The sequence below is a fragment of the Xenorhabdus sp. PR6a genome (assembly GCF_028599065.1).
Classification (GTDB): domain Bacteria; phylum Pseudomonadota; class Gammaproteobacteria; order Enterobacterales; family Enterobacteriaceae; genus Xenorhabdus; species Xenorhabdus doucetiae.
Map to the genome: position 1 here is coordinate 37,961 of NZ_JAQRFJ010000012.1, position 23,774 is coordinate 61,734.

A 23,774-nucleotide genomic window follows, 5' to 3' on the forward strand; every position below is an offset into this window, starting at 1 on the left:
ATCAGCTTTAAATTGAAGAGAAATTATTAAGTCACACCAATATCAAAGGAATAAAGATCATGATAAATAAGGATCATCTCTTGATGGAAAAAGAAATAAAAGAACTATGCCAACGGCATCAGGCGATTATTATAAAAAAAGATCTCCACACGATCACCATTGCCTGTAGCCAATCACCTAATGAGGATTTTATTGCTGCACTGAGATTTATTTCAGGTTTAATCGTTAATGTCGATATTTGGCCACAAGCAAAAATAGAATCCATGCTGACACAAGAAAATTCATTAATATCAGCAAAGAATTACTGTTCAGAAAGTGATGAAGAGGAACCGTATCGCATAGAGCACCTTGATAGCAATCATTCCCGTCATCATAATCTAATGCAAACAAATGATCTCCATGATGAGGAAATAGACACTCCGGTTATTCAGCTAATTAACCAGACGATCTTAACTGCAATACAAAAAAGGGCTTCAGATATTCACCTTGAGCCTTCTCAACGTGGCTATCAGATACGTATTCGAGTTGATGGTGCATTGCATTCCATGCAGGCACCTCCTCCTCAAATGAATACCGGTATTCCTGCCCGCTTAAAAATCATGGCAAAACTCAACATTGCTGAAAAACGTCAGCCACAAGATGGGCAATTTGACTGGAGTGACAACAAAAACAGTTATGCGATACGGATATCAACACTCCCTACACTACATGGAGAAAAAATAGTCCTGCGTATTTTAAATACCATACACCAATTATCCTTAGAACAATTAGGTTTGCCTGAATCACAATTACAACTTTTAAAACAGAAACTCCATTTACCACAAGGAATGATTTTAGTAACGGGACCAACCGGCAGCGGGAAAACGGTCACATTGTATAGCTGTCTGCAATATTTAAACCAGGCTAAAAAGAATATTTGTAGCGTCGAAGATCCTGTTGAAATTCCCTTGGATGGCATCAACCAAACACCGGTTAATAACAAGATTGGTCTCGATTTTGCTAAAGTTCTCAGGGCATTATTACGGCAAGATCCCGATATTATTATGGTTGGTGAGATCCGTGACAACGAAACCGCCGAAATATCAATGAAAGCAGCACAAACAGGGCACTTGGTTTTATCAACACTGCATACCAATTCCACTATTGATACGTTATCTCGTCTGCGTAATCTGGGGATCTCTGGCTATACCACAGCCTCATGTGTGAAATTAATCATCGCACAACGGCTGGTGCGTAAGCTCTGCCCCCATTGCCGACAACAAGACAATATCCCTACCGTGATCCCTGATACTGTTCATTCAGAGAATATTTACTCAACAAAGGAAGCTGTCTCTGCCAGATCGGGTTCTATAAAACAACCGCTCTCAATAAAAAAATGGCATGCCGTAGGTTGTGATCACTGTTTTTCTGGCTACTACGGCAGAGCTGCCATCTATGAATTTCTCGAAGTCAAACCTGAACTCCAGCAAACTCTGTCTGAGTGTTCTAACACCAGCTTTTCACATTTACTTGCTTCTCAGCAGAATGCAACGCTTTTTTCAGCGGGGCTGACATTGGTGGAGAAAGGAATAACGACTCTTGAAGAGATTTACCAGATTACAGGCCATGAAACCGTATGAAAATAGAATATATTTACCAATGGCAGGCAATTAACCAGAACGGCAAAGCGATAAAAGGAGAGTGTATTGGTCACAGCAAAAGAAGTGTGTTCCAGCACCTCAGCCATCTCGATCTTCAACCCTATACTATTAAATGTAAAAAAATCATTTATTACAGCAAAAAGGAAATGGCATATTGCCTACATTTTATTCATCAGTTAAGCACATTACTGACGTCAGGCATCCCTTTACTCAAGGGACTGTCTATTCTCTTACAAGAGTGTAAACATGCTCTCTGGCGATGTGTCTTGGCGGACATGATTCAGAAAATTCGTCAGGGAGAATCATTTTCCGCAACGCTGGAACAGTACCCAAAGTTATTTTCTCCCTTGTTCTGCCAACTTATCGCAGTAGGCGAGCAAACTGGTCAGCTTGAAAATTGCTGCCAATTAATCATTAATCGATTGGAACAGCAGAATACGTTGAAGAAGAAAATTCAGAAAGCGTATCACTATCCCTTGATAGTTGCTTGTGTGAGCCTTTTGGTGATTATTTTGATGTTGATTTTCGTTCTGCCAGAATTTCGACAAGTCTATTCTTCGTTAAATGCCACTCTGCCTCTGTTAACTCAGTGGGTTCTATCCACTTCTGATTTATTGATCCATCATGGGATATTACTCCTGTTAATAATACTGATATCGTTAATGAGTTACCTATGGCTACGCCACCGTTTTCCCATTTTTAAAGTAAAAGAAAAAATGCTTTTTCTGAGACTTCCCATTTTTAAGCAACTCACTATTTATCAACAGACCAATCAAATATTTCATATCCTGTTTATGACACAAAAAGCGGGATTGACACTCATGACAGGGCTTGAATGTGCTCTAAATGCAACTCAGCATCCTGTTTTTATTGCTGGCGTGAAAAGCCTGCACAAGCAAATTCAACAAGGCATTTCAATGAGTGAGGCATTAAAACAAACAGCCTATTTCCCTTCACTATGCCAACAATTTGTCACGATAGGTGAAGAGTCAGGAGAATTAGAATTATTTCTATTCAATCTTGCACAATGGTATCAAGAAAAATCAATCAACCTTGCTGATAGTTTGGTTCAATTCCTGGAGCCTTTGTTGATGCTGATAATGGCTTTGATTGTTGGTTTATTATTACTGGCGATGTACCTGCCTATTTTTCAATTAGGCGCAATATTAACGTAACAAGATATTTACATGTTTCGCTATTTTCTCTTAAGGCCGCAATAACAGGAATTGTAGGTGTTTGTTTATAGCCCATCAGCTTCCCTTGGGTTACAATTTGGTTATGCTATCAGAGATATTTAAAGGGATAGAATGACTTATATTGTTGCACTTACAGGTGGAATCGGTAGCGGTAAAACGACTATCTCTAATGTATTTTCATCCCTGGGTGTCCCGCTTGTTGATGCAGATATTATTGCCAGAGAAGCTGTCGCATCTGGCACCCCCGCATTACAAGCAATCACAGAGCACTTTGGGTCCGACATATTATTACCCGATGGCAGCCTTAATCGCACCATGTTACGCCAAAAAATTTTTGCTGCCCCGGAAGAAAAACAGTGGCTCAATGCCCTGTTACATCCCCTGATCCAAAGAGAAACACAGCGGCAATTGAACCAAGTGACAGCCCCCTACGCCATATGGGTGGTTCCTCTACTCATTGAAAACAACTTAATGCACTTGGCAGATCGTATTTTAGTTGTCGATGTCCCAACTGAATTACAGATTAACCGAACAATGGCTCGTGATGGCGTGAGCCGTGAGCAAGTCGAAAATATTCTGGCTGCACAGGCCAGCCGTCAGGACAGACTGGAAAAGGCAGATGATGTCATCGTTAACCACAATAATGAACAGGACATTCCCCCTCGTGTGGCCGAATTACATCAACAGTATTTAAAACAAGCACAATCAGTCAGACAGGAAAACCGTAATGAGTGATGCAACTTCTACGATTATTTTTGAACATCCACTCAATGAAAAAATGCGTTCATGGCTGAGGATTGAGTCTTCACTGCAACAGTTGGGAAAACATCGTCACCTGAATTCTCAGGCAAATAGTCTCGCGTTTTTCCGCACCATTGCCGAATTAATTGAGATCCTAGAACGCGGTGAAGTTCGTTCTGAGCTATTGAAAGAGCTGGATCGCCAGCAGACAAAATTAAAACAATGGGTCAGCGCACCAAATGCTGATACCGCGATGATTCATCGTTTGACCGAGCAGCTTAAAGAACGCAGTATTGCCTTAAACCAAGCCCCTCGTCTTAGTCAGTATATTAAAGAAGATCGTATGATTAGCATGGTACGCCAACGACTTAGCATCCCGGGAGGATGTTGTAGTTTTGACTTACCAACATTGCATCTGTGGCTGCATTTACCTCAATCCGTCAGGGATGAATCCATCAAAACCTGGCTAGATAGCCTTCATCCATTACAGCAAGCCTTGGAAAGCATTCTGGAACTTATACGCCATTCTGCCATCTTCACCCCTAAAGTCAGCCACAATGGATTTTATCAAGGGAATGCAGATGAGGCCGATTTGCTGAGATTAAAATTGGACGTTGTGCCAAGTGCATTGGTTTACCCACAAATCTCCGGCTATAAAACACGTTTCGCCATCCGTTTCTTACCAATGGATAGTGAGCATGGTGTTGTGCCTGCCCATTTGTCATTTGAATTGGCCTGCTGTTAACATATACCCAATAAATTTTAAGTTGCAGCACGACAGCATGGGAACGCTTTTCCGTGGCATGGCTCATTCCATGAACGAAGTCACTGGATTTCCCTGTTGATTTCTCTGTTGAATAGTGAGCTCGGCTAACAACGCTGCAACGTGAGGGGGGAAGGTGTGGCCTTCAAATTAAGTGGGAGAAAGTAATATGTCTGAAGTATTGATTGTCGAATGTCCAACGTGCGGCAACACAGTAATATGGGGAGAAATTAGCCCATATCGCCCATTTTGCAGCAAACGTTGCCAGTTAATCGATTTGGGTGAATGGGCCAATGAGGAAAAAATAATACCAAGCCAAAGCGACAGTTCAGAAAATGATAACTGGAGCGAAGAGCCTAAATAATATTGGTCATATTATATAACGGATATTATAGCGGCGCTTATTTGGCGCCGCGGTATATGGAATGATCAAAACGGTGCATATATTCAAGACGTTTTAACAGGAACCATTTTGGGTCAGAAAATTTACAATGCTACGGTTTGCCGGAGGAAATTCATCAGCAACTAACTCTGATTGTAAAACCCAACGGGAAGGTTGTCCTTCTTTACCAAATGGCTCGTCTTTCCATTTATCAACCAGAAAAAAATCAAGCGAGATACTTCTATCAGGAAAATCATGTTTGATGGTGTCAATTAACTCACAGTGCATTACCGTGATCCCAACTTCTTCCTTTAATTCTCGAATCAATGCTTGTTCAGGTGTTTCTCCCTGTTCAAGTTTTCCTCCGGGGAACTCCCAAAAGCCGCCCATATGTGAATCAATGCTACGCTGAGTGATAAAAATTTTATTATCGCTATTTCTAATGATACCTGCTGCAATATGCAGATGTTTTTTTTCCATAATCGTTTTTCTTGCAGTTATTACTCAAGGTGAGTGACTATCTCTTGCAGATTACATTAGAATCTGTTTAAGCCGCAAATTTGTATTCAATCAAGCAGTGCCAATGGTGGCTGGAGCTGTCAATGCATTGACACTACTGATTATTTACTCATTATTGGCGTGACTCACTTTACTTATAAGCGACCATGGCAATGCTTATATTTTTTGCCAGAACCACATGGGCAAGGATCATTGCGTCCAACTTTACGCTCTCCCGTTGACATTTGAGCTTCTGCTTGTGACATCAACGCACCTTGTTCAACTTCATGGCTCAAATGTTGCTGTCTTGCCAAACGTTCAGCCTCTTCACGACGCTGTTGCTCAAGCGCCTCGACTTCTTCCGGCATTCTAACCTGGACTTTGCTCAAAGTACTGATCACTTCATATTTCAGTGATTCCAGCATGTTGGCAAACATGGCAAAAGATTCACGCTTGTATTCCTGTTTTGGATCTTTCTGTGCATAACCGCGCAGATGAATGCCTTGGCGCAGGTAATCCATTGCCGCCAAATGCTCTTTCCACAATGTGTCCAAGGTTTGCAACATGATGCCTTTTTCAAAACTACGCATCATTTCTGCACCGACGATCTCTTCTTTCTGCTGATAGATTTCGATCGCTTTTTCAAGAATACGTTCACGCAACGTTTCTTCGTGTAATTGAGGCTCTTTATCCAGCCACTCTTTAATCGGCAGATCCAAATCAAACTCGTTGACTAAACGCTCCTGTAAGCCTTCAACATCCCACATTTCTTCCAATGATTGCGGTGGAATATAAGCATCAATAGTGACCTTGAAGACATCTTCGCGGATACTGGTGATGGTTTCGCTGACATCGCTGACATCCAGCAAGTCGTTACGTTGAGCATAAATCGCGCGGCGCTGATCGTTCGCAACATCATCATATTCAAGTAATTGTTTACGGATATCAAAGTTACGGCTCTCAACTTTACGTTGGGCATTAGCAATCGCTTTAGTCACCCACGGGTGTTCAATTGCTTCTCCCGGCTGCATACCCAGTTTACGCATCATGCCCGTCACACGATCGGAAGCAAAAATGCGCATCAAGGCGTCTTCCATTGAGAGGTAAAAGCGTGAAGATCCCGCATCCCCCTGACGTCCCGCACGACCACGTAACTGGTTATCAATACGGCGTGATTCATGACGCTCTGTACCGACAATATGTAAGCCGCCCGCTGCCAACACTGCGTCATGGCGCTCTTGCCACTCGGCCTTGATTTTCTCGATTTGCGCGTCAGTTGGTTCTTCCAGTTTAGCGATTTCCGCCTGCCAGCTTCCTCCCAACATGATATCTGTACCACGTCCCGCCATGTTGGTTGCAATCGTCACGGTGCCAGACTGACCCGCCTGCGCGATGATGTCAGCTTCCATAGCATGGAATTTTGCGTTCAGTACGTTGTGGTTAATGCCAGCTTTAGTCAATGCCTTGGACACAAGTTCTGATTTCTCAATCGAGATGGTCCCCACCAAAACAGGCTGGCCAGCGCTTGTCCGCTCTTTGATATCTTCAATAATCGCCTCAATTTTTTCCGCTTCTGTCATGTAGACCAGATCCGATAAGTCCTCGCGGATCATGGGACGATTGGTTGGAATGACGATGGTATCTAGTTTATAAATGGAACTGAATTCAAAGGCTTCCGTGTCGGCTGTGCCCGTCATCCCTGCCAGTTTTTCGTATAAACGGAAATAGTTCTGGAAGGTGATTGAAGCCAGTGTCTGGTTTTCATTCTGAATTTCGACACCTTCTTTAGCTTCCACGGCTTGGTGCAGGCCATCGGACCAACGGCGCCCTTGCATGGTACGCCCGGTATGTTCATCAACGATGATAACTTCACCGTCTTTAACAATATAATCAACATCACGGGTAAACAGGGCATGGGCACGCAAAGCGGCGGTCACATGGTGCATCAGCATGATATTGGTCGGTGAATACAAGGATTCGCCTTCATCCATCAATTTGGCATCCACCAATAACTCTTCAATCAGTACCAGACCACGCTCTGTCAAGTTGACTTGACGTGATTTTTCATCAACAGAGAAATGCCCTTCTCCCTGGAAGGTATCCGAATCCTCTTTTTCCTGACGAACCAGATTCGGGATCAGCTTATCTACTTTGATATAAAGCTCAGAACTGTCTTCCGCCGGCCCTGAAATAATCAATGGGGTACGCGCTTCATCGATCAGAATAGAGTCAACCTCATCCACCAGCGCATAGTGCAGCTTGCGTTGAACACGTTCTTCTGGACTAAATGCCATATTGTCACGCAGATAGTCAAAACCAAATTCATTATTAGTACCGTAAGTGATATCCGCAGCATAGGCTTCACGCTTTGCCGGTGCTGGCATACCCGGTAAGTTAATGCCGACACTCAAGCCAAGGAATTCAAACAGTGGACGGTTATTTTCCGCATCGCGCTGTGCCAGATAATCATTCACAGTAACGACATGAACACCTTTCCCACTTAACGCGTTCAGATAAGCCGGCAATGTTGCGGTCAGTGTTTTACCTTCACCTGTGCGCATCTCTGCGATACAGCGTTCATTCAATACCATCCCGCCCAGTAACTGCACATCAAAGTGACGCATACCAAATACACGTTTACTGGCCTCACGCACAGTGGCAAACGCTTCTGGCAGAATTTTATCCAGTGACTCCCCCTCTTTTAAACGGGCATGAAATTGCGCCGTTTTCGCTTTCAGCTCTTCATCAGAGAGTTTTTCAAAATCCGGTTCCATGTGGTTGATCACATCAACCATTTTGCGCAAACGGCGCAAGGTACGGTCATTACGGCTACCAAAAATTTTTGTTAGTAATTTAATCAGCATAATTAGTGCATCTCAGACAGGGCTATGGTTGTAGCCAATCAATCATTCTTCAAAATTGCCTTATTCAACTATACTCGTCACACTTCAAGAGGCATTTATTTTGTGAGCTGCAACTTGAAGTTTATCGGGTATATTCAACTTAGAATGAATAAGACAGCAGTATTAAAGCAAAAATAAATGATTAAGCGTTCGTTGGCCCAGCCCTAATTCCCTGAACTTTGGCGACCCAGAGAGCCGGAGTATGGATATCAGGAAGCACAAAAACCACCACCGCAATATCCGGGATAATTTCTCCAAAGGGTGCTGGTGCTTGTGTCAGTATGGCATGCAACGTATCCAGCATCAGTTGTTGCATGGATGGGGAAGAAACCCGATGACTTTCGTTTGCGCCTTCGTTCCTGACGGGCTCTGCAACCGAAAAAACAAAAGAAAGTTGACGGATCACATTACGAACGGCATGTTGCTGCCAGTAATTTAAATAATTAGCGGGTTGACGCTGGACACTTTTTAATTGCAGCAAATGTAATTTAAATAGGTGTTCAAAAGAAGAAAGTGCTTGAGTACGGCTTCCTTGGGCAGAAGAAGTATTGGTATGATGCAGATTTTCTGCCACTCCAGCGAAAACAGTAGGGGCACCGATTCCTGTGGCAACCATGCCCAGCAAAAGGTGAGACCAAAAATAACGCCTACCAAATTGTCGCCAAAGATTTAAAATACTCATTAATCCTTCATTAATAAATACTGGAACTGCCTCTATTATGCGAGATAGCCGCCCACAATCACTGGATAAGCTGTTTGAAGATGCGGCAACTGTCGGAAAAAGCCCACTTCAAGTCATTCAACAACATACCATCGCATTATTGAAACTCAACCGTGCTGTTCTCAGTTTGCTTCCTGCACAATTGCACCCGTGGTGCAGAGTTGCCAATTATCGCAAACAAATTCTGGTACTGGAAGCAGGAAATGCCAGTTGGATGACTCGGCTCCGGTATGAAATTCCTGTTTTGCTGTCTACATTGAGAAGCGAAATTCTACCATCTTTATCCTCAATCGACATCAGGATTAACCCATCATTAATGGTTAAGAGTGATAATAATGAACAAGGCTTCTCAACATCGTCAACAAAAGTATTCAGTAATGATAATCAGGAATTACCAAAGCGTCAGCTCACTTATGAAAGTGCAAAAACATTAATGATGCTGGCCGAAAACAGTCCTGAAAAATTGAAAAGGAAACTGGAGCGGTTGGCTGCGCTGGCCGGAGAGGGTACCAGTACAGCCAAAAAGAAACGCTAACGCTGAATGAAAAAGCTCAGCGATAGGAGCGTAATAGATAACATCACCCACGGGTGTATCATGCCAATACCAGTGATGGAGCACGGAAAGCCAATGGCATTTCAGCTTCATCTTCAAATGTGACAAATTCCCAGGCGCTTTCATGCGCTAAGACGGTTTGCAGCAATTTGTTGTTCAGTGCATGGCCTGATTTGAACGCAGTAAAGGCGCCAATAATATTATAGCCACACATGAACAGATCGCCGATGGCGTCCAGCATCTTATGACGAACGAATTCATCTTCAAAACGCAAGCCATCTTCATTGAGTACACGGTAGTCATCAACGACAATCGCGCAATCAAAGCTGCCTCCAAGGCACAAGCCTTTGGATTGTAAGTACTCAATATCACGCATAAATCCAAAAGTACGCGCACGACTAATCTGGCGAACAAATGCATCTGCTGAAAAATCCAGACTATAACGTTGTGAGCTGGCATCAATCGCAGGGTGATTAAAATCAATGGTAAAATCCAGACTGAAACCATGATAAGGTGCCAATTCAGCCCATTTATCACCGTCTTCCACACGAACGCTTTCTTTCATGCGCACGAATTTCTTCGCGACATTCAGCTCTTCAATCCCCGCATCCAATAACAGGAAAACAAACGGGCTGGCGCTGCCATCCATAATCGGGATTTCTGGTGCATCGACTTCAATAACAATATTATCGATCCCTAATCCTGCCAGCGCTGCATTCAAATGCTCGACGGTTGAAATACGCACATTATGCTCATTCACCAGACAAGTACAGAGCATAGTATCACGCACGGATTTGGCATTCGCCGGAAAATCAACCGGAGGATTCAAGTCAGTACGACGATAGATGACCCCGGTATTAGCCGGCGCTGGACGCATTGTCAGCGTGACTTTTTTACCGGTGTGCAAACCGACGCCGGTCGCTTGAACAATACGTTTTAGTGTCCTTTGTTTGATCATCATTTATATCTCGCAATGTTACTTATCCCGCCAATCACTATAAGGTATGACTGGCAGGATAGTGTAGCACAAAAAGCGGAGAAGCCAATTTTTTAGCAATCAATCAGCCTGCTTACGCAAAAAGGCAGGAATGTCCAGATAATCTGGCTCTTTGCTTGGATGTGCATTTTGATCATTGACAACTTTTGCTGCTGTTTTGCTCTCATCAGACAATGAAGAGATTCCGCCCGGCATCTGCTGATAACGGCGATCAATCGTGTTTGTCTGAGGCGCCTTGTTATTGGTTACCAGCGTAATCTCTGGACGTTTGTCCATGCCAATACCGGTTGCCACAACGGTCACCCGCAGCTCATCATTCATTTCTGGATCCAGTGACGTACCGATAACCACCGTAGCATTATCAGAAGCAAATGCACGAATTGTATTACCAACCGTTTCAAATTCATCCAAACGCAGGTCAAAGCCCGCAGTAATATTAACCAGAACGCCGCGCGCACCAGAAAGATCAATATCTTCCAGCAATGGGCTGGAAATCGCCATTTCTGCTGCTTCTTCCGCACGATCTTCACCTTGAGCGATACCTGATCCCATCATGGCATAACCCATTTCTGACATCACGGTACGAACGTCAGCGAAGTCAACGTTCATAAGACCAGGGCGAGTAATCAGTTCAGCAATCCCCTGAACTGCGCCTTTCAGAACATCGTTGGCTGCACCGAAGGCATCCAACAGGGAAATGCCGCGTCCCAGGACTTTCAATAACTTGTCATTCGGAATCGTGATCAATGAGTCCACATGTTTGGACAGTTCAGTGATCCCTTGTTCCGCGAAGGCCATCCGTTTTTTACCTTCGAAATTAAATGGCTTAGTGACAACAGCAACGGTCAGAACGCCAAGTTCTTTGGCAATTTCAGCCACAACAGGTGCTGCACCCGTTCCCGTACCTCCCCCCATCCCTGCGGCAATAAATACCATGTCTGCACCTTCCAGTGCGGTACGCAGTGATTCACGGTCTTCTTCCGCGGCAGTACGGCCAACCTCAGGGTTTGCACCTGCGCCTAATCCTTTTGTAATGCCGTTGCCAATCTGGATAGTCTGACCAACAGCCGACTTACGCAGTGCCTGAGCATCCGTGTTAACCGCAAAGAAGTCAACGCCTTCAATACGCTCACGCACCATGTGCTCCACAGCATTACCGCCGCCGCCGCCGACGCCGATGACTTTAATCACCGCGTCATTGGTTAATTCCAGTGGTTCAAACATAATTTCTCTCCGTTTTATGCCTTTATATCGAGGCCAGCGACATGGTTGTCGCGGCTTCTGTATAAAAAATCAAAATTCTTTTTTCAGCCAGTTGCTGATTCTCTTAAACCAGCCGCTCACTGACGTTCTTTTATCGGCATCAGAGTCTCCGCCAAGGTGGGATTCTTTGCCATAATGCAGAAGCCCAACTGCTGTTGAGTAGCAAGGCTCCTGCACATAATCTGTCAGTCCAGTGATGTTCAGAGGACGGCCAATGCGAACCTGGGTATGGAATACCCGTTGAGCACACTCGGCCAGACCATCAATCTGGGCTCCTCCCCCTGTCAGGACAATCCCTGCCGCCAGGTGGTGTTTCACTCCCTGCTGTCGCAATTGCTCCTGCAATCGTAAAATCTCATCATTCACTAAATTCAGCAGTTCGGTATAACGGGGTTCGATAACTTCAGCCAGTGTCTGGCGTTGCAAGCTACGAGGAGGACGCCCTCCCACACTTGGAACTTCTACATTTTCATCCTTACTCACTATCGAACCCAATGCGCAGCCATGACGAACCTTGATGGTTTCAGCATCACTTGGGGGAGTCCCAAACGCGTAGGCGATATCACTGGTGACGACATTGCCCGCATAAGGAATAACCTTGGTATGACGCAATGCGCCTCCGGTATATACAGCGATATCCATCGTCCCGCCGCCGATATCAACGACACAGACCCCCAATTCACGTTCATCTTCGGTTAACACAGCATAACTTGCAGCCAGTCCTGCAAAAATAAGTTGATCAACTTTCAAACCACAACGTTCGACAGCTTTTACAATATTTTTCGCCATGTCGTTATGGCAGGTAATCAAGTGGACTTTCGCCTGCATACGCACACCTGAGAGTCCAACCGGATTTTTGATCCCCTCTTGATAGTCAATTGCGTATTCCTGTGGGATCACATGCAAAATACGGTGTTCATCACGAACACGAACTGACTTCGCGGTATGGACAACACTGTCTACATCATCTTGTGTGACTTCTTCTTCTGAAACCGGCACCATGCCTATTTCGTTCTGGCAACTAATATGTTTGCCGGAAAGTGCCAGATAGACTGACGAAATCTGGCAATCCGCCATGAGTTCAGCCTGATCAATAGCACGCTGTACGCATTTGACGACCGATTCAAGATCGTTGACACCGCCTTTGTCCATGCCGCGGGATGGGCAACTTCCTACTCCGATAATATTAACCATACCATCGGGCAGAATTTCACCAACCAGGGCAGATACCTTTGCTGTACCGATTTCAAGGCCAACTACCAATTTTCTGTCCGTTGATTTGATCATCGCTATTCTGCCTGTCTCTGTATTATTATCCGTCACTGTTTGTTTTCTTGCCCGTTCATTAAAACCGGCGTATCAGTTAATAAAGGAGCCCAACCTACCGCCGCACCGCTGTCATAACGTAAGTCAACATAAGCCACACGTTTTTCAGTGTTTTTCAGCAATACAGGATAAAGTTCAATAAAACGTCTCATTCGTTCTGTTTCAACTCGATTTCCTAGCTCTAAACGGATATCGTTATCCAATATGAGTTGCCAGGAACGACGTGCTGTCATAATCACTGCTTTTAGTTTTATCTGGTTTTTTTTAAGAAAATCCGCCATCTTGTGATATTCACTCAATACGTCTTTTTCTGTGCCTTCTGGCCCATATAACATCGGATATTGCCCATGTGCACTACGCTCCATAGGTAAGCTGAATACCCGCCCTTCAGCATCTAATAGTTGGGTATCATTCCAGCGCGCATAAGGCACGTATTCTACCAGATGTATTTTAAGTTCATCAGGCCATTGTTTACGTACAGTGACTTGCCGAATCCATGGCAATTGTTCAATCTTTTCCTGAATGACATTGACATCCTGAGTCATAAATGTTTCAGGAGATCCCAAGGACAAAATAGCCTGCCTTACATCATCATTTGTGGTGTAATGGCGTTCACCCGTCAACACCAGCTTTGAGAGCGGCAATCGGTTAGGATCTTTCATCCAGTCCAGTGTCATCCAGCCTCCCCATATGATGGTGCCAACCACCATCAAGAAGAAGAGAATCCCTGCCAGATAGTAACCGTTACTGGGACGATATCCCTGGGCTTCATTCCCCCGCTCCCGGCTATTCCAGGCTGCCTGCGACATATTAACCAGCCAACTCCAAAATTCTCGCGACGAGTTGAGAAAAACTGAGTCCAGCCTGACGCGCAGCAATGGGTACAAGACTATGGCTAGTCATGCCAGGGGATGTGTTAACCTCCAACAAGTAGAAGTTACCATTACCATCATCCATGATATCGACCCGCCCCCAACCGCGGCATCCCAACGCCTTATAGGCCTTTGATGCGATATCTAACAGCGCTTGCTCTTTTTCCTCACTCAAGCCACTTGGACAAAAATATTGCGTTTGGTTGGAAATATATTTCGCATCGTAATCATAAAACACGTCCGGAGCCTGAATACGGATAGAAGGAAGTGCTTCATTCCCCAAAAATCCTACAGTATATTCGGGGCCAAACAGCCATTTTTCAACCAACACATCAGTATCGTATTTAAATGCCAGCGCCAATGCGCCACGCAATTCAGCATATTCATTTACCTTGGTCATCCCAACACTGGAGCCTTCCAGATTCGGTTTGACCATTAATGGTAGACCTAACTCTTGAACATACTCTTTGAGTTGAAAATCATTAACTTGTTCAAATTTTTGAGAATTAATGACGACATAAGGTGAAACAGGCAGTTTTGCTCCCTGCCATAACTGTTTTGTACGCAATTTATCCATTGACAAGGCAGATGCCATCACTCCGCTGCCGGTATAAGGAATTTGCAAAAACTCCAGCAAGCCCTGCAACGTACCATCTTCACCGCCGCGACCATGCAGTGCGATAAAGACTTTATTAAATCCTTCTTCTTTGAGTTTAGTCACATCAAAGTCTTTTGTATCAACTGAATAAGCATTAATTCCCGCTTCCTTCAGACCCGCCACAACCGCATGTCCTGATTGCAATGAAACTTCTCGTTCAGCAGACGTTCCGCCCAACAGAACAGCAATTTTATCAACCATGATGTTCTCCCTCATAAAAAGATGGCTGTAATTTTGTTTCAGCCAAATTGCGCGCTATTTTACCGATATTACCGGCACCCTGTACCAAGACTAAGTCGTTGTTTTCTATCACCTGTGACAGAGCGACTGAAATTTGATCAGCATCTGATACAAAAATCGGATCCAATTTGCCACGACTGCGGATAGTACGGCATAAAGAACGGCTGTCCGCGCCTGGGATCGGCGTTTCACCTGCGGCATACACATCCAACATTAATAGAACGTCTACCTGACTCAAGACATTGGCAAAATCATCATATAAATCACGAGTTCTTGTATAACGGTGTGGCTGGAATACCATAACAATACGTTTATCCCCCCAACCTGCTCGTGCAGCTTTAATCGTGGCGTCAACTTCTGTTGGATGATGACCATAATCATCGACCAACATCACGCTACCTTGTTTGCCATTGATATGTTTGAGAGGAAAATCCCCCAGAAAATCGAAGCGGCGTCCCGTTCCCTGAAACTCTGCCAGCGATGCAAGAATCGCAGTATCATCAATACCTTCTTCTGTCGCACTAGCGACCGCCGCCGCTGCATTCAGCGCATTGTGGCGTCCGGGGGCATTGAGTACCACATGCAGATCAGGCAAATCAGATCGGCTGACGGTGAAAAATCCCTGGGCCCCTTTTTGTTCATAATGGGTAATACGGACATCGGCTTCCTCACTGAAACCATAAGTCGTGATATAACGCCCAATCCGAGGGATCAGCGCTTTCACAACAGGATCGTCAATACACATCACAGCACGTCCATAAAAGGGCAGGTTATGCAGGAAGTTAACGAATGTTTGTTTCAGGTTTTCGAAATCCCCCTGATAGGTATCCATGTGGTCGGCTTCAATATTGGTGACAACCGCCATCATGGGCTGCAAATGCAAGAATGACGCATCACTTTCATCGGCTTCTGCGATCAAATAGCGGCTGCTACCTAAACGAGCATGAGTGCCTGCTGCTTTCACCAACCCGCCATTCACAAACGTGGGATCAAGACCCGCCTGCGCATAAATGCCTGTAATCATTGCCGTCGTTGTGGTTTTTCCATGCGTTCCCGCAATCGCAATACCGTGGCGGTAACGCATCAGCTCTGCCAGCATTTCCGCACGACGGATGACCGGAATTCTCGCTTCACGCGCAGCCACTATTTCTGGGTTTTCCGCTGAAATAGCCGTAGATGCCACAACGACGCTGGCATCCCGCACATTTTCTGGACGGTGATTAAAATAAATTGTTGCTCCCAATGCGATCAGCTGTTGTGTGACAGAATTGGGTGCCAGATCAGAACCACTTATCTGATAACCTTCATTAGCCAACACTTCGGCGATACCACCCATGCCAGCACCCCCAATGCCAACAAAGTGGATATGCCTGACTTTTCTCATTTCAGGCACTGAAGCTCTTAATTTCGCCAACTGTTGTGTATTCACGTTTTAATCTTCACTCGTTATGTTTACATCACCGTTCTACTTGGAACGGCCTGAATAATTTTCTACTGCGTCGCTCAACGCTGCGGCGACACGCTCAGTGGCATTGATAATGGCGACTGAGCGGGCTTTTCTTGCCATTTCCAGCAATTGTGGGCGTTGCCACTGTGTTAATAACTCGACGACTGCATCAACCGTAAATTCGGGCTGTTCAAGTATCTTTGCGGCGCCTGCTTTTTCCAAAGGCAAGGCATTCCAATATTGCTGACGATCTTTATGCTGGAAAGGAATAAAAATCGCCGGTAAACCTGCGGCGGAAACTTCACTGACCGTGAGTGCACCAGAACGGCAGATGACAATATCTGCCCACGCATAAGCCTGCGCCATATCGTCAATAAATTCAGTTACTTTGAATTCAGACTGAACGGAATTTTCATATTTTTTCTGCGTTTCTTCTCTGGCTCCCTTTCCTGCCTGATGCCATAAGGTGATTTTATCGCCCAAGCGAGCCGCCACCGCTGGCATCGTTTGGTTCAGCACCCTTGCTCCCTGACTGCCGCCAACCACAAGCACTCGAATCGGCCCTTCACGCCCAGCCAAACGCAGCATGGGTTCCGGCAATGCCAATACGTCTTCTCTGACGGGGTTGCCAACAACCGGCGCTGTCGGGAAGGCGCCCGGAAATGCCTGTAAAACCGTTTTGGCAATTTTGGCTAACCAACGATTAGTGAGTCCCGCAATGCCATTTTGCTCATGCAGTACAACCGGAATACCGCACAACCAGGCCGCGATTCCACCCGGCCCAGAGACATAGCCCCCCATACCCAGCACAACATCTGGCTGATAGTGGCGCATAATCGCTTTTGCCTGACGAATAGCTTTAAAAATTCTGATGGGGGCAGTGAACAGTGCTTTGATTCCCTTGCCCCGCAAACCTGAAATCTGAATAAATTCAATCTCAATGCCATGTTTCGGCACTAAATCCGCTTCCATACGATCCGCCGTTCCCAACCAGCGAATATCCCACCCTTGCTTTTTTAAATGGTGGGCAACGGCCAGTCCGGGAAATACATGACCGCCCGTCCCCCCTGCCATCACCATTAAGCGCCGATTTTTGCCACTCATTTAGGGCTCCTTACAAACGCCTGTGCTTTTGCCAGACGGACTTCATAATCAATTCGCAATAACATGACGATGGCCGTTGACATCACGATCAAACTCGAACCACCGTAGCTGACTAAAGGTAATGTCAATCCCTTCGTTGGCAGCATACCTGCCGCCGCGCCAACGTTGATGAAGGCCTGAAAGCTGAACCATACGCCGATTGCACACGCCAAAAAACCAGAAAACCGTTGATTAAGTTGCAGCGCCCGGCGGCCGATCATCATTGCGCGGAAAGCGACGAAGAATACCATTGCCAACACGAAAACCACACCGAAATACCCCAGCTCTTCGGCCAGAATGGAGAAAATAAAGTCAGTATGGGCTTCCGGCAAATATTCAAGTTTCTGGACGGAATTCCCCAGTCCCTGCCCAAAGAAGTTGCCGCGGCCAAATGCCATCAGTGATTGAGTTAACTGATAACCGCTACCAAAAGGATCTTCCCACGGATTGAGGAACGAGGTGACCCTGCGTATGCGGTAAGGTTCAGCCACAATCAGGACGCACACGGCAAAGATTCCGCAGCCAATAATGGCAAGGAATTGCCACAATTTTGCGCCCGCCATAAACAGCAAAGCCAAGGTTGTCACAAACAACACGATCACGGTTCCCAAATCGGGCTGCGCCAGCAACAGAATCGCTAATGCAATCATGACCCCCATCGGTTTGCAAAATCCCCAGAAATTGTTTCTTACTTCCTCAACTTTTCTGACCAGATAGCTTGAGAGATAACAAAAGAGTGACAATTTCGACAATTCTGCCGGTTGAACACGTAGTGGGCCAATCGCGACCCAACGTGAGGCGCCATTGACTGAACTCCCCACAAACAGCACGACAACCAGCATCATGATGGTTACTAATAACATGACGTTGCTATAACGCAGCCAGAAGTCCATCGGAATACGCAGCGTAATAAGGGATAAGAAAAAGCACAGCGACAAGTAAATGGCATCACGGCGGGCAAAGATAAAGGGATCCTGGGCAAGACGCTGACCAACGGGCATTGATGCTGACGTTACCATGATAAAGCCAATCACAGCCAACCCTAATATCATCCAGACCAGGGTACGATCATACATAACGGTATTTGTGGCATCAGTGTCCACATTTCCCGCCAACCAAATTTTAAATTTACCAAGGCCTGGAAGGGTCATTAGCCTAACTCCTCTGCCAAACGGGCAAATTCATGACCACGATGTTCAAAGCTGTTGAACTGATCGAAGCTCGCACAAGCGGGTGACAGTAATACCATGTCGCCAGAAACCAGCTTGGGTGCAATTTCTTTTATCGCCTGTTCCATTGTTTCTGTCAGTGTTGAAATGTCAGGGCGCAATTGGGCTAACTGTTCCCCATCACGGCCAAAACAGTAAAGGCGGAGACGATCCCCCGATATATAGGGTTTCAATGGGGTAAAGTCCGCCGCTTTCCCGTCTCCGCCCAATAGAAGATAGAGTGTTCCTGCCAGTTTTAATCCACTGAGTGCCGCTTGGGTGCTGCCAACATTCGTTGCCTTGGAGTCGTTCACCCAACGAACCCCCTTCCTCATGTGAATGACCTGAAAACGGTGTTCCAGCCCGGCACAGGTGCGTAAAGCCTGAAGGCTGTCTGTCCGGGGAATACCTACCGCATCTGCCAGTGCTAACGCGGCTAATCCGTTGGTGTAGTTATGAAGCCCTGACAACTGCATCTCCTGTATTCCCAACACAGGCTGTTGATTGACCAACAGTTGTTGATGTTCACTATCAAGCTGATAATCACCGCTATCCACACCAAAGCTGATACAACGGCTATCTTTGCCTGTTTCTGGAAATGTCAGGGCATCCTGTTCATTAACTACGCAAACTTTTGCCTGATCATAAATGCGCAACTTCGCTGTACGATACTGTGGCAATCCTTGCGGATAGCGAACCATGTGGTCTTCAGTCACATTCAGTACCGTCGCCGCCACTGCTTGCAAACTATGTGTGGTTTCAAGTTGGAAGCTGGACAATTCCAGCACATAAAGCTGACAAGGCTGTTTCAGCAACGCCAGCGCAGGGACACCAATATTGCCCCCCACGCCGACCTGCCAGCCCGCTACTTTCGCCATTTCGCCAACCAACGTAGTCACGGTGCTTTTACCATTTGACCCCGTAATGGCCACAATCGGCGCAGTGGCTTCACGGCAAAACAGCTCAATATCGCCGACAATTTCAATACCCGCCTCTGCCGCCGCCTGCAATTCAGGCGTTGCCAGTGCAACGCCGGGGCTGACAACAATTAAATCAGCCTCCATCAGCCACTGTTGATTCAGGCTGCCGGTGTGGCACTCGACGTTATCAGGCAGCTTATCGCTGCCCGGTGGCACGATGCGGGTATCCATCACACGTGGAATCACGCCACGTGTGATAAAAAAGTCAACGCAGGACAGGCCTGTCAGCCCTAACCCAACAATGACGACTTTTTTGTTCCCGTATTCTGTCATAAGTCGTTCAGCCATGATTAACGTACCTTCAGCGTTGCCAGACCAATCAACACCAACATCAGGGAGATAATCCAAAAGCGCACGATAACGCGTGGCTCTGGCCACCCCTTCAATTCATAATGATGGTGAATCGGTGCCATACGGAAAATCCGCTGTCCGCGCAGTTTGAATGAGCCAACCTGCAAAATGACAGACAGAGTTTCCACCACGAAAACACCCCCCATGATGATCAGCAGGAATTCCTGACGCAGCAAGACGGCAATGGTGCCCAGTGCCCCCCCCAAGGCCAATGAACCCACATCCCCCATAAATACCTGCGCCGGATAAGTGTTAAACCACAAGAAGCCCAGCCCTGCACCGACAATTGCCGTACAGACAATCACCAGCTCACCTGCATGGCTCAGATAAGGAATATGCAGGTAGTTGGCAAAATTCACGTTACCGGTTGCCCATGCCACCAAAGCAAAACCTGCCGCAACCAAGACGGTCGGCATGATGGCAAGGCCATCCAGCCCATCCGTCAGGTTCACGGCGTTACTGGTGCCGACAATCACAAAATAAGTCAGCAGAATATAAAGCAGGCCCAGTTGCGGCATGACTTCTTTGAAGAACGGCACGACTAATTGGGTTGCCGGTGTCTCTTTGCCGATGCTGTACAGTGCAAACGCCACGCCCAGCGCAATAACCGACTGCCAGAAATATTTCCAACGAGCAATCAACCCCTTGGTATCTTTGCGAACCACTTTGCGGTAATCATCCACAAACCCCACAATGCCGTAACCGACTAAAACCGCCAGCACACACCAGACATAGGGGTTATCCAGACGCGCCCACAACAACACCGAGATCGTGATGGAGAATAAAATCAGCAATCCCCCCATCGTCGGTGTGCCACGCTTGCTAAAATGGGATTCAGGACCGTTGTCGCGCACAACTTGACCTATCTGCAATTTTTGCAGATAAGCAATCAACGTTGGCCCCATCCATAACGCGATAAATAATGCAGTCAACAAGCCGACAATGGCTCTGAACGTCAAATAAGAGAAGACGTTAAAACCGGTATGATACTTAACCAGATATTCGGCCAGCCAAACTAACATTGGAAGTTCTCCTTCAATACGTTCACGACCTCTTCCATCGCGGCACTACGTGAACCTTTAATTAATATGGAAATCATTTTGTGTTGTTCCAGTAAAGGAAGCAGCGCGGCAACTAATTCAGCCTTGTTCGCGAAATGCTGCCCCCGACCACTCGCGTCACTGATATGAGAACTCAAGTCCCCGACGCTGAGTACCTTATCTATCTGGGTCGCTGCCACAGCTTCGCCCACCTCTCGGTGACACGCTATCGCCTGCGCCCCCAATTCGCCCATATCACCCACCACCATGACGCGATAACCGGGCATCTGCGCCAGCACATGCGCCGCCGCTATCATGGAGCCGGGATTGGCGTTATACGTGTCGTCCAATATCACTTTTCCCTCAGCCAGAGGGACAGGAAATAGACGCCCCGCCACGGCTTTCAACGCCGACAAACCAGTCCGAATATCTTCCAGCGAGGCACCGACAGACATTGCAAGTGCACTGGCGGCCAGCGCATTAGCGATATTGTGTTTCCCCGGCAACGGCAATGTCAGTTCCACGCGCCCAATCGGGCTATGGAGGCAAAAATGGGTGGCCAGCGGTTGTTCTGAAATCGTTGTTGCGTAAAAATCCGCCCCCGCCGTTGATGAGGCGGAAAAACGCCATATTGTTTGCTGATCACTCATGCTGTGTTGCCAATTATTCCAATCATGGCTATCCAGATTGATAATGGCCGTTCCGGTCGGGGCAAGGCCGGCAAAGATCTCACCTTTTGCCTTTGCCACTCCTGCCAACGAGCCAAATCCTTCCAGATGGGCAGAAAAAAGGTTATTGACCAATGCACTTTCAGGACGCGTCATTGCTGTGGTGTAAGAAATTTCACCAATATGGTTGGCGCCCAGTTCAATAACGGCAAACTGGTGCTCATCTGTCAGCCTAAACAGCGTCAACGGCACCCCAATGTCATTATTGAAGTTGCCCGCGGTACAGAGGGTATTGCCGCACTGACGCAGGATCGCCGCGGTCATCTCTTTTACGGAGGTTTTGCCCGACGAACCTGTTAAAGCCACGATTCTTGCCTTGCTTTGCTGACGAACCCAACCCGCCAGTTTTCCCATCGCCAGACGGGTGTTTTCGACCACGACCTGAGGGCAGTCAATATCCAAACGGCGACAGACTAATAAAGCACCAGCACCCTGCTGTGTGACGTCAGCAGCGAAATCATGCGCATCAAATTTGTCCCCTTTTAAGGCGATGAACAAAGCGCCACGCACAATCTTACGGCTATCAGTCTCCACGGCCTTAATTTGCAGAGTGTCAGCCTGTTGTTCGGTAACGTGATATAACACGCCATCCGTCAATTGTGCTAATTGCTGTAGTGTCAGCGGGATCATGCAATCACCCCCAGCAAGCACGCAGCGGTCAGGCGGTCGGAATAATCCAGACGACGATGGCCAACCAGTTGGTAATCTTCATGGCCTTTACCGGCCACAAGCACAACATCGTCTTCCCTTGCCTGCATAATGGCGCTGGTGACCGCTTCTGCACGACCATGGATCACTATCGCCTGTCCCGGATCGATGAAGCCTTGCAGGATATCAGCCACAATTGTCTGAGGCTCTTCACTGCGGGGATTATCATCAGTCACAATCACGCGATCAGCGCCTTGCTCTGCCACACCGCCCATTAATGGGCGTTTGCCTTTATCACGATCCCCCCCGCAGCCAAATACACACCAGAGTTTCCCCTTACAGTGCAGACGAGCGGCAGACAAGGCTTTTTCCAGGGCATCCGGTGTATGGGCATAATCAACCACCACCGTTGGGTGGCCTGCGGCGGAAAAAACTTCCATGCGCCCACAAACAGGTTTCAGACAAGAAACCGTTGATCGTAATTTCTCCAGCGGATATTCCAGAGATAACAAAGTGGCAACTGTCAGCAGTAAGTTGCTGACATTAAACGCTCCCATCAGCGGGCTATTGAACGTTCCATTCCCCCAACTGGAGGTAAACGCAATGGAAGCACCTTTGTCATGATAATAAACTTCACTGGCCGATAACCAACGCCCCGGCCAATTTTCTGGCAAGTTATTTTCCATCGAAACTGCAACGGCGTCCGGCAGGCGGGATAACCACTTCTGCCCGACAGCATCATCCGCATTGATGATTTTCTGTTTTACATTATGGTTGCTGAACAGTCGCCATTTGGCCTCTTGGTAATTTTCCATATCACCATGATAATCAAGGTGATCACGGCTTAAATTGGTAAAAACAGCGGCTTGAAATGGCAACGCTGCCACTCTTCCCTGAACCAGACCATGTGAAGAGACTTCCATCGCGGCAAAAGTGGCGTTTTGACGAGTAAGTTGCTGTAAATCAAGCTGAATATCAACCGCAGAGCCAGTGGTGTTTTCGCTGGGGACGACCCTACCCAGCAAACCATTTCCCACCGTTCCCATCACGGCACTGGTTTCACCAAGCGCTTGACTCCATTGCGCCAACAGTTGTGTGGTTGTGGTTTTCCCATTGGTGCCAGTCACGCCGACCAATTTCAATTTATTGCCGGGATGTTGGTAAAACTCGCCAGCCAGCTTTGATAATTTATGATTTAAATCAATAAGATAGATAACAGGCACGCCGTGCATTTTCTGCATCGTGCCGTTATCTGCTTTTCCTTTCGCTTCTGCAATTACCGCAGCGACACCTTGGGCGATGGCTTGAGGAATATATTTTCGACCGTCTGTCTGGTGCCCTTGAACCGCAACAAACAGATCGCCGGCAGCCGCCTTACGGCTGTCCAATGTCATTTCGCGCAGCGCAAGCTCCGGCGTATCAACACCCCATGGAGCCAATAAATCGCGTAAATTACGATTTGCCACTTTTATCCTC

21 protein-coding genes are annotated in these 23,774 nt (G+C 46.7%); 6 read left to right on the plus strand and 15 right to left on the minus strand.

The window, feature by feature from the left end:
• Positions 1 to 59 precede the first annotated feature (59 nt).
• From gspE to yacG, 5 genes are all read left to right on the plus strand, one after another.
• The gene (gene gspE, locus PSI15_RS05225) at positions 60 to 1,619 is read left to right on the plus strand and encodes a type II secretion system protein GspE (protein WP_273582597.1); all 1,560 of its coding nucleotides are present in this window, start codon (positions 60 to 62) and stop codon (positions 1,617 to 1,619) included.
• On the plus strand, positions 1,616 to 2,815 hold the full coding sequence (hofC, locus tag PSI15_RS05230) for a protein transport protein HofC (protein ID WP_273582598.1): 1,200 nt from the start codon (positions 1,616 to 1,618) through the stop codon (positions 2,813 to 2,815). The genes gspE and hofC overlap by 4 nt, the downstream gene beginning before the upstream one ends.
• Positions 2,816 to 2,947: 132 nt before the next feature.
• Complete coding sequence (gene coaE / locus PSI15_RS05235) at positions 2,948 to 3,571, plus strand: dephospho-CoA kinase (protein WP_273582599.1); 624 nt, start codon at positions 2,948 to 2,950, stop codon at positions 3,569 to 3,571.
• Positions 3,564 to 4,322 (plus strand): cell division protein ZapD, encoded by a 759-nt coding sequence (zapD, locus tag PSI15_RS05240; RefSeq protein WP_273582600.1) that lies wholly within the window; start codon positions 3,564 to 3,566, stop codon positions 4,320 to 4,322. The genes coaE and zapD overlap by 8 nt, the downstream gene beginning before the upstream one ends.
• A 187-nt stretch (positions 4,323 to 4,509) precedes the next feature.
• Positions 4,510 to 4,704, plus strand: a complete 195-nt coding sequence (yacG, locus tag PSI15_RS05245) for a DNA gyrase inhibitor YacG (RefSeq protein ID WP_273582601.1) — start codon at positions 4,510 to 4,512, stop codon at positions 4,702 to 4,704.
• Between the two features lie 93 nt (positions 4,705 to 4,797).
• Here the strand turns inward: yacG and mutT are convergent, their stop codons facing one another.
• From mutT to secM, 3 genes are all read right to left on the minus strand, one after another.
• Positions 4,798 to 5,202 (minus strand): 8-oxo-dGTP diphosphatase MutT, encoded by a 405-nt coding sequence (mutT, locus tag PSI15_RS05250; RefSeq protein ID WP_273582602.1) that lies wholly within the window; start codon positions 5,200 to 5,202, stop codon positions 4,798 to 4,800.
• A gap of 173 nt (positions 5,203 to 5,375) precedes the next feature.
• Positions 5,376 to 8,084, minus strand: a complete 2,709-nt coding sequence (gene secA / locus PSI15_RS05255; protein WP_273582603.1) for a preprotein translocase subunit SecA — start codon at positions 8,082 to 8,084, stop codon at positions 5,376 to 5,378.
• A 181-nt stretch (positions 8,085 to 8,265) separates the two neighbouring features.
• A complete protein-coding gene (secM, locus tag PSI15_RS05260; RefSeq protein WP_273582604.1) occupies positions 8,266 to 8,805 on the minus strand; it encodes a secA translation cis-regulator SecM in 540 nt (179 codons plus the stop codon).
• Positions 8,806 to 8,842: 37 nt separating this feature from the next.
• Here secM and PSI15_RS05265 point away from each other — a divergent pair, with 37 nt between their 5' ends.
• A complete protein-coding gene (locus PSI15_RS05265; RefSeq protein ID WP_273582605.1) occupies positions 8,843 to 9,379 on the plus strand; it encodes a DUF721 domain-containing protein in 537 nt (178 codons plus the stop codon).
• A 58-nt stretch (positions 9,380 to 9,437) separates the two neighbouring features.
• On the opposite strand, the gene lpxC is transcribed toward PSI15_RS05265, so the two are convergent.
• The 12 genes from lpxC to murE form a co-directional block, all read right to left on the minus strand.
• Positions 9,438 to 10,355 carry a UDP-3-O-acyl-N-acetylglucosamine deacetylase gene (gene lpxC / locus PSI15_RS05270; RefSeq protein WP_273582626.1) on the minus strand — a complete coding sequence of 306 codons (918 nt, stop codon included), beginning with the start codon at positions 10,353 to 10,355 and terminating at the stop codon, positions 9,438 to 9,440.
• A gap of 99 nt (positions 10,356 to 10,454) precedes the next feature.
• Positions 10,455 to 11,618: a cell division protein FtsZ gene (gene ftsZ, locus PSI15_RS05275; RefSeq protein ID WP_273582606.1), complete on the minus strand. Its 1,164-nt coding sequence runs from the start codon at positions 11,616 to 11,618 to the stop codon at positions 10,455 to 10,457.
• A gap of 69 nt (positions 11,619 to 11,687) precedes the next feature.
• On the minus strand, positions 11,688 to 12,944 hold the full coding sequence (gene ftsA / locus PSI15_RS05280) for a cell division protein FtsA (protein ID WP_273582627.1): 1,257 nt from the start codon (positions 12,942 to 12,944) through the stop codon (positions 11,688 to 11,690).
• A 32-nt stretch (positions 12,945 to 12,976) separates the two neighbouring features.
• Positions 12,977 to 13,792 (minus strand): cell division protein FtsQ, encoded by an 816-nt coding sequence (gene ftsQ / locus PSI15_RS05285; RefSeq protein ID WP_273582607.1) that lies wholly within the window; start codon positions 13,790 to 13,792, stop codon positions 12,977 to 12,979.
• A 1-nt stretch (position 13,793) separates the two neighbouring features.
• The gene (locus tag PSI15_RS05290) at positions 13,794 to 14,714 is read right to left on the minus strand and encodes a D-alanine--D-alanine ligase (RefSeq protein ID WP_273582608.1); all 921 of its coding nucleotides are present in this window, start codon (positions 14,712 to 14,714) and stop codon (positions 13,794 to 13,796) included.
• Positions 14,707 to 16,182: a UDP-N-acetylmuramate--L-alanine ligase gene (gene murC / locus PSI15_RS05295; RefSeq protein ID WP_273582609.1), complete on the minus strand. Its 1,476-nt coding sequence runs from the start codon at positions 16,180 to 16,182 to the stop codon at positions 14,707 to 14,709. The genes PSI15_RS05290 and murC overlap by 8 nt, the downstream gene beginning before the upstream one ends.
• A 36-nt stretch (positions 16,183 to 16,218) precedes the next feature.
• Positions 16,219 to 17,304: an undecaprenyldiphospho-muramoylpentapeptide beta-N-acetylglucosaminyltransferase gene (gene murG, locus PSI15_RS05300; protein ID WP_273582610.1), complete on the minus strand. Its 1,086-nt coding sequence runs from the start codon at positions 17,302 to 17,304 to the stop codon at positions 16,219 to 16,221.
• A complete protein-coding gene (gene ftsW / locus PSI15_RS05305) occupies positions 17,301 to 18,494 on the minus strand; it encodes a cell division protein FtsW (protein WP_273582611.1) in 1,194 nt (397 codons plus the stop codon). The genes murG and ftsW overlap by 4 nt, the downstream gene beginning before the upstream one ends.
• Entirely contained in the window at positions 18,494 to 19,804 is a 1,311-nt protein-coding gene (gene murD / locus PSI15_RS05310) for a UDP-N-acetylmuramoyl-L-alanine--D-glutamate ligase (protein ID WP_273582628.1), read from the minus strand. Before murD ends, ftsW begins: the two co-directional genes overlap by 1 nt.
• A 17-nt stretch (positions 19,805 to 19,821) precedes the next feature.
• Positions 19,822 to 20,904, minus strand: coding sequence for a phospho-N-acetylmuramoyl-pentapeptide-transferase (gene mraY, locus PSI15_RS05315; protein ID WP_273582612.1), 1,083 nt, complete (start codon positions 20,902 to 20,904; stop codon positions 19,822 to 19,824).
• The gene (gene murF, locus PSI15_RS05320) at positions 20,898 to 22,280 is read right to left on the minus strand and encodes a UDP-N-acetylmuramoyl-tripeptide--D-alanyl-D-alanine ligase (RefSeq protein ID WP_273582613.1); all 1,383 of its coding nucleotides are present in this window, start codon (positions 22,278 to 22,280) and stop codon (positions 20,898 to 20,900) included. Before murF ends, mraY begins: the two co-directional genes overlap by 7 nt.
• Positions 22,277 to 23,764: a UDP-N-acetylmuramoyl-L-alanyl-D-glutamate--2,6-diaminopimelate ligase gene (gene murE / locus PSI15_RS05325; protein WP_273582614.1), complete on the minus strand. Its 1,488-nt coding sequence runs from the start codon at positions 23,762 to 23,764 to the stop codon at positions 22,277 to 22,279. Before murE ends, murF begins: the two co-directional genes overlap by 4 nt.
• Between the last annotated feature and the right edge of the window lie 10 nt (positions 23,765 to 23,774).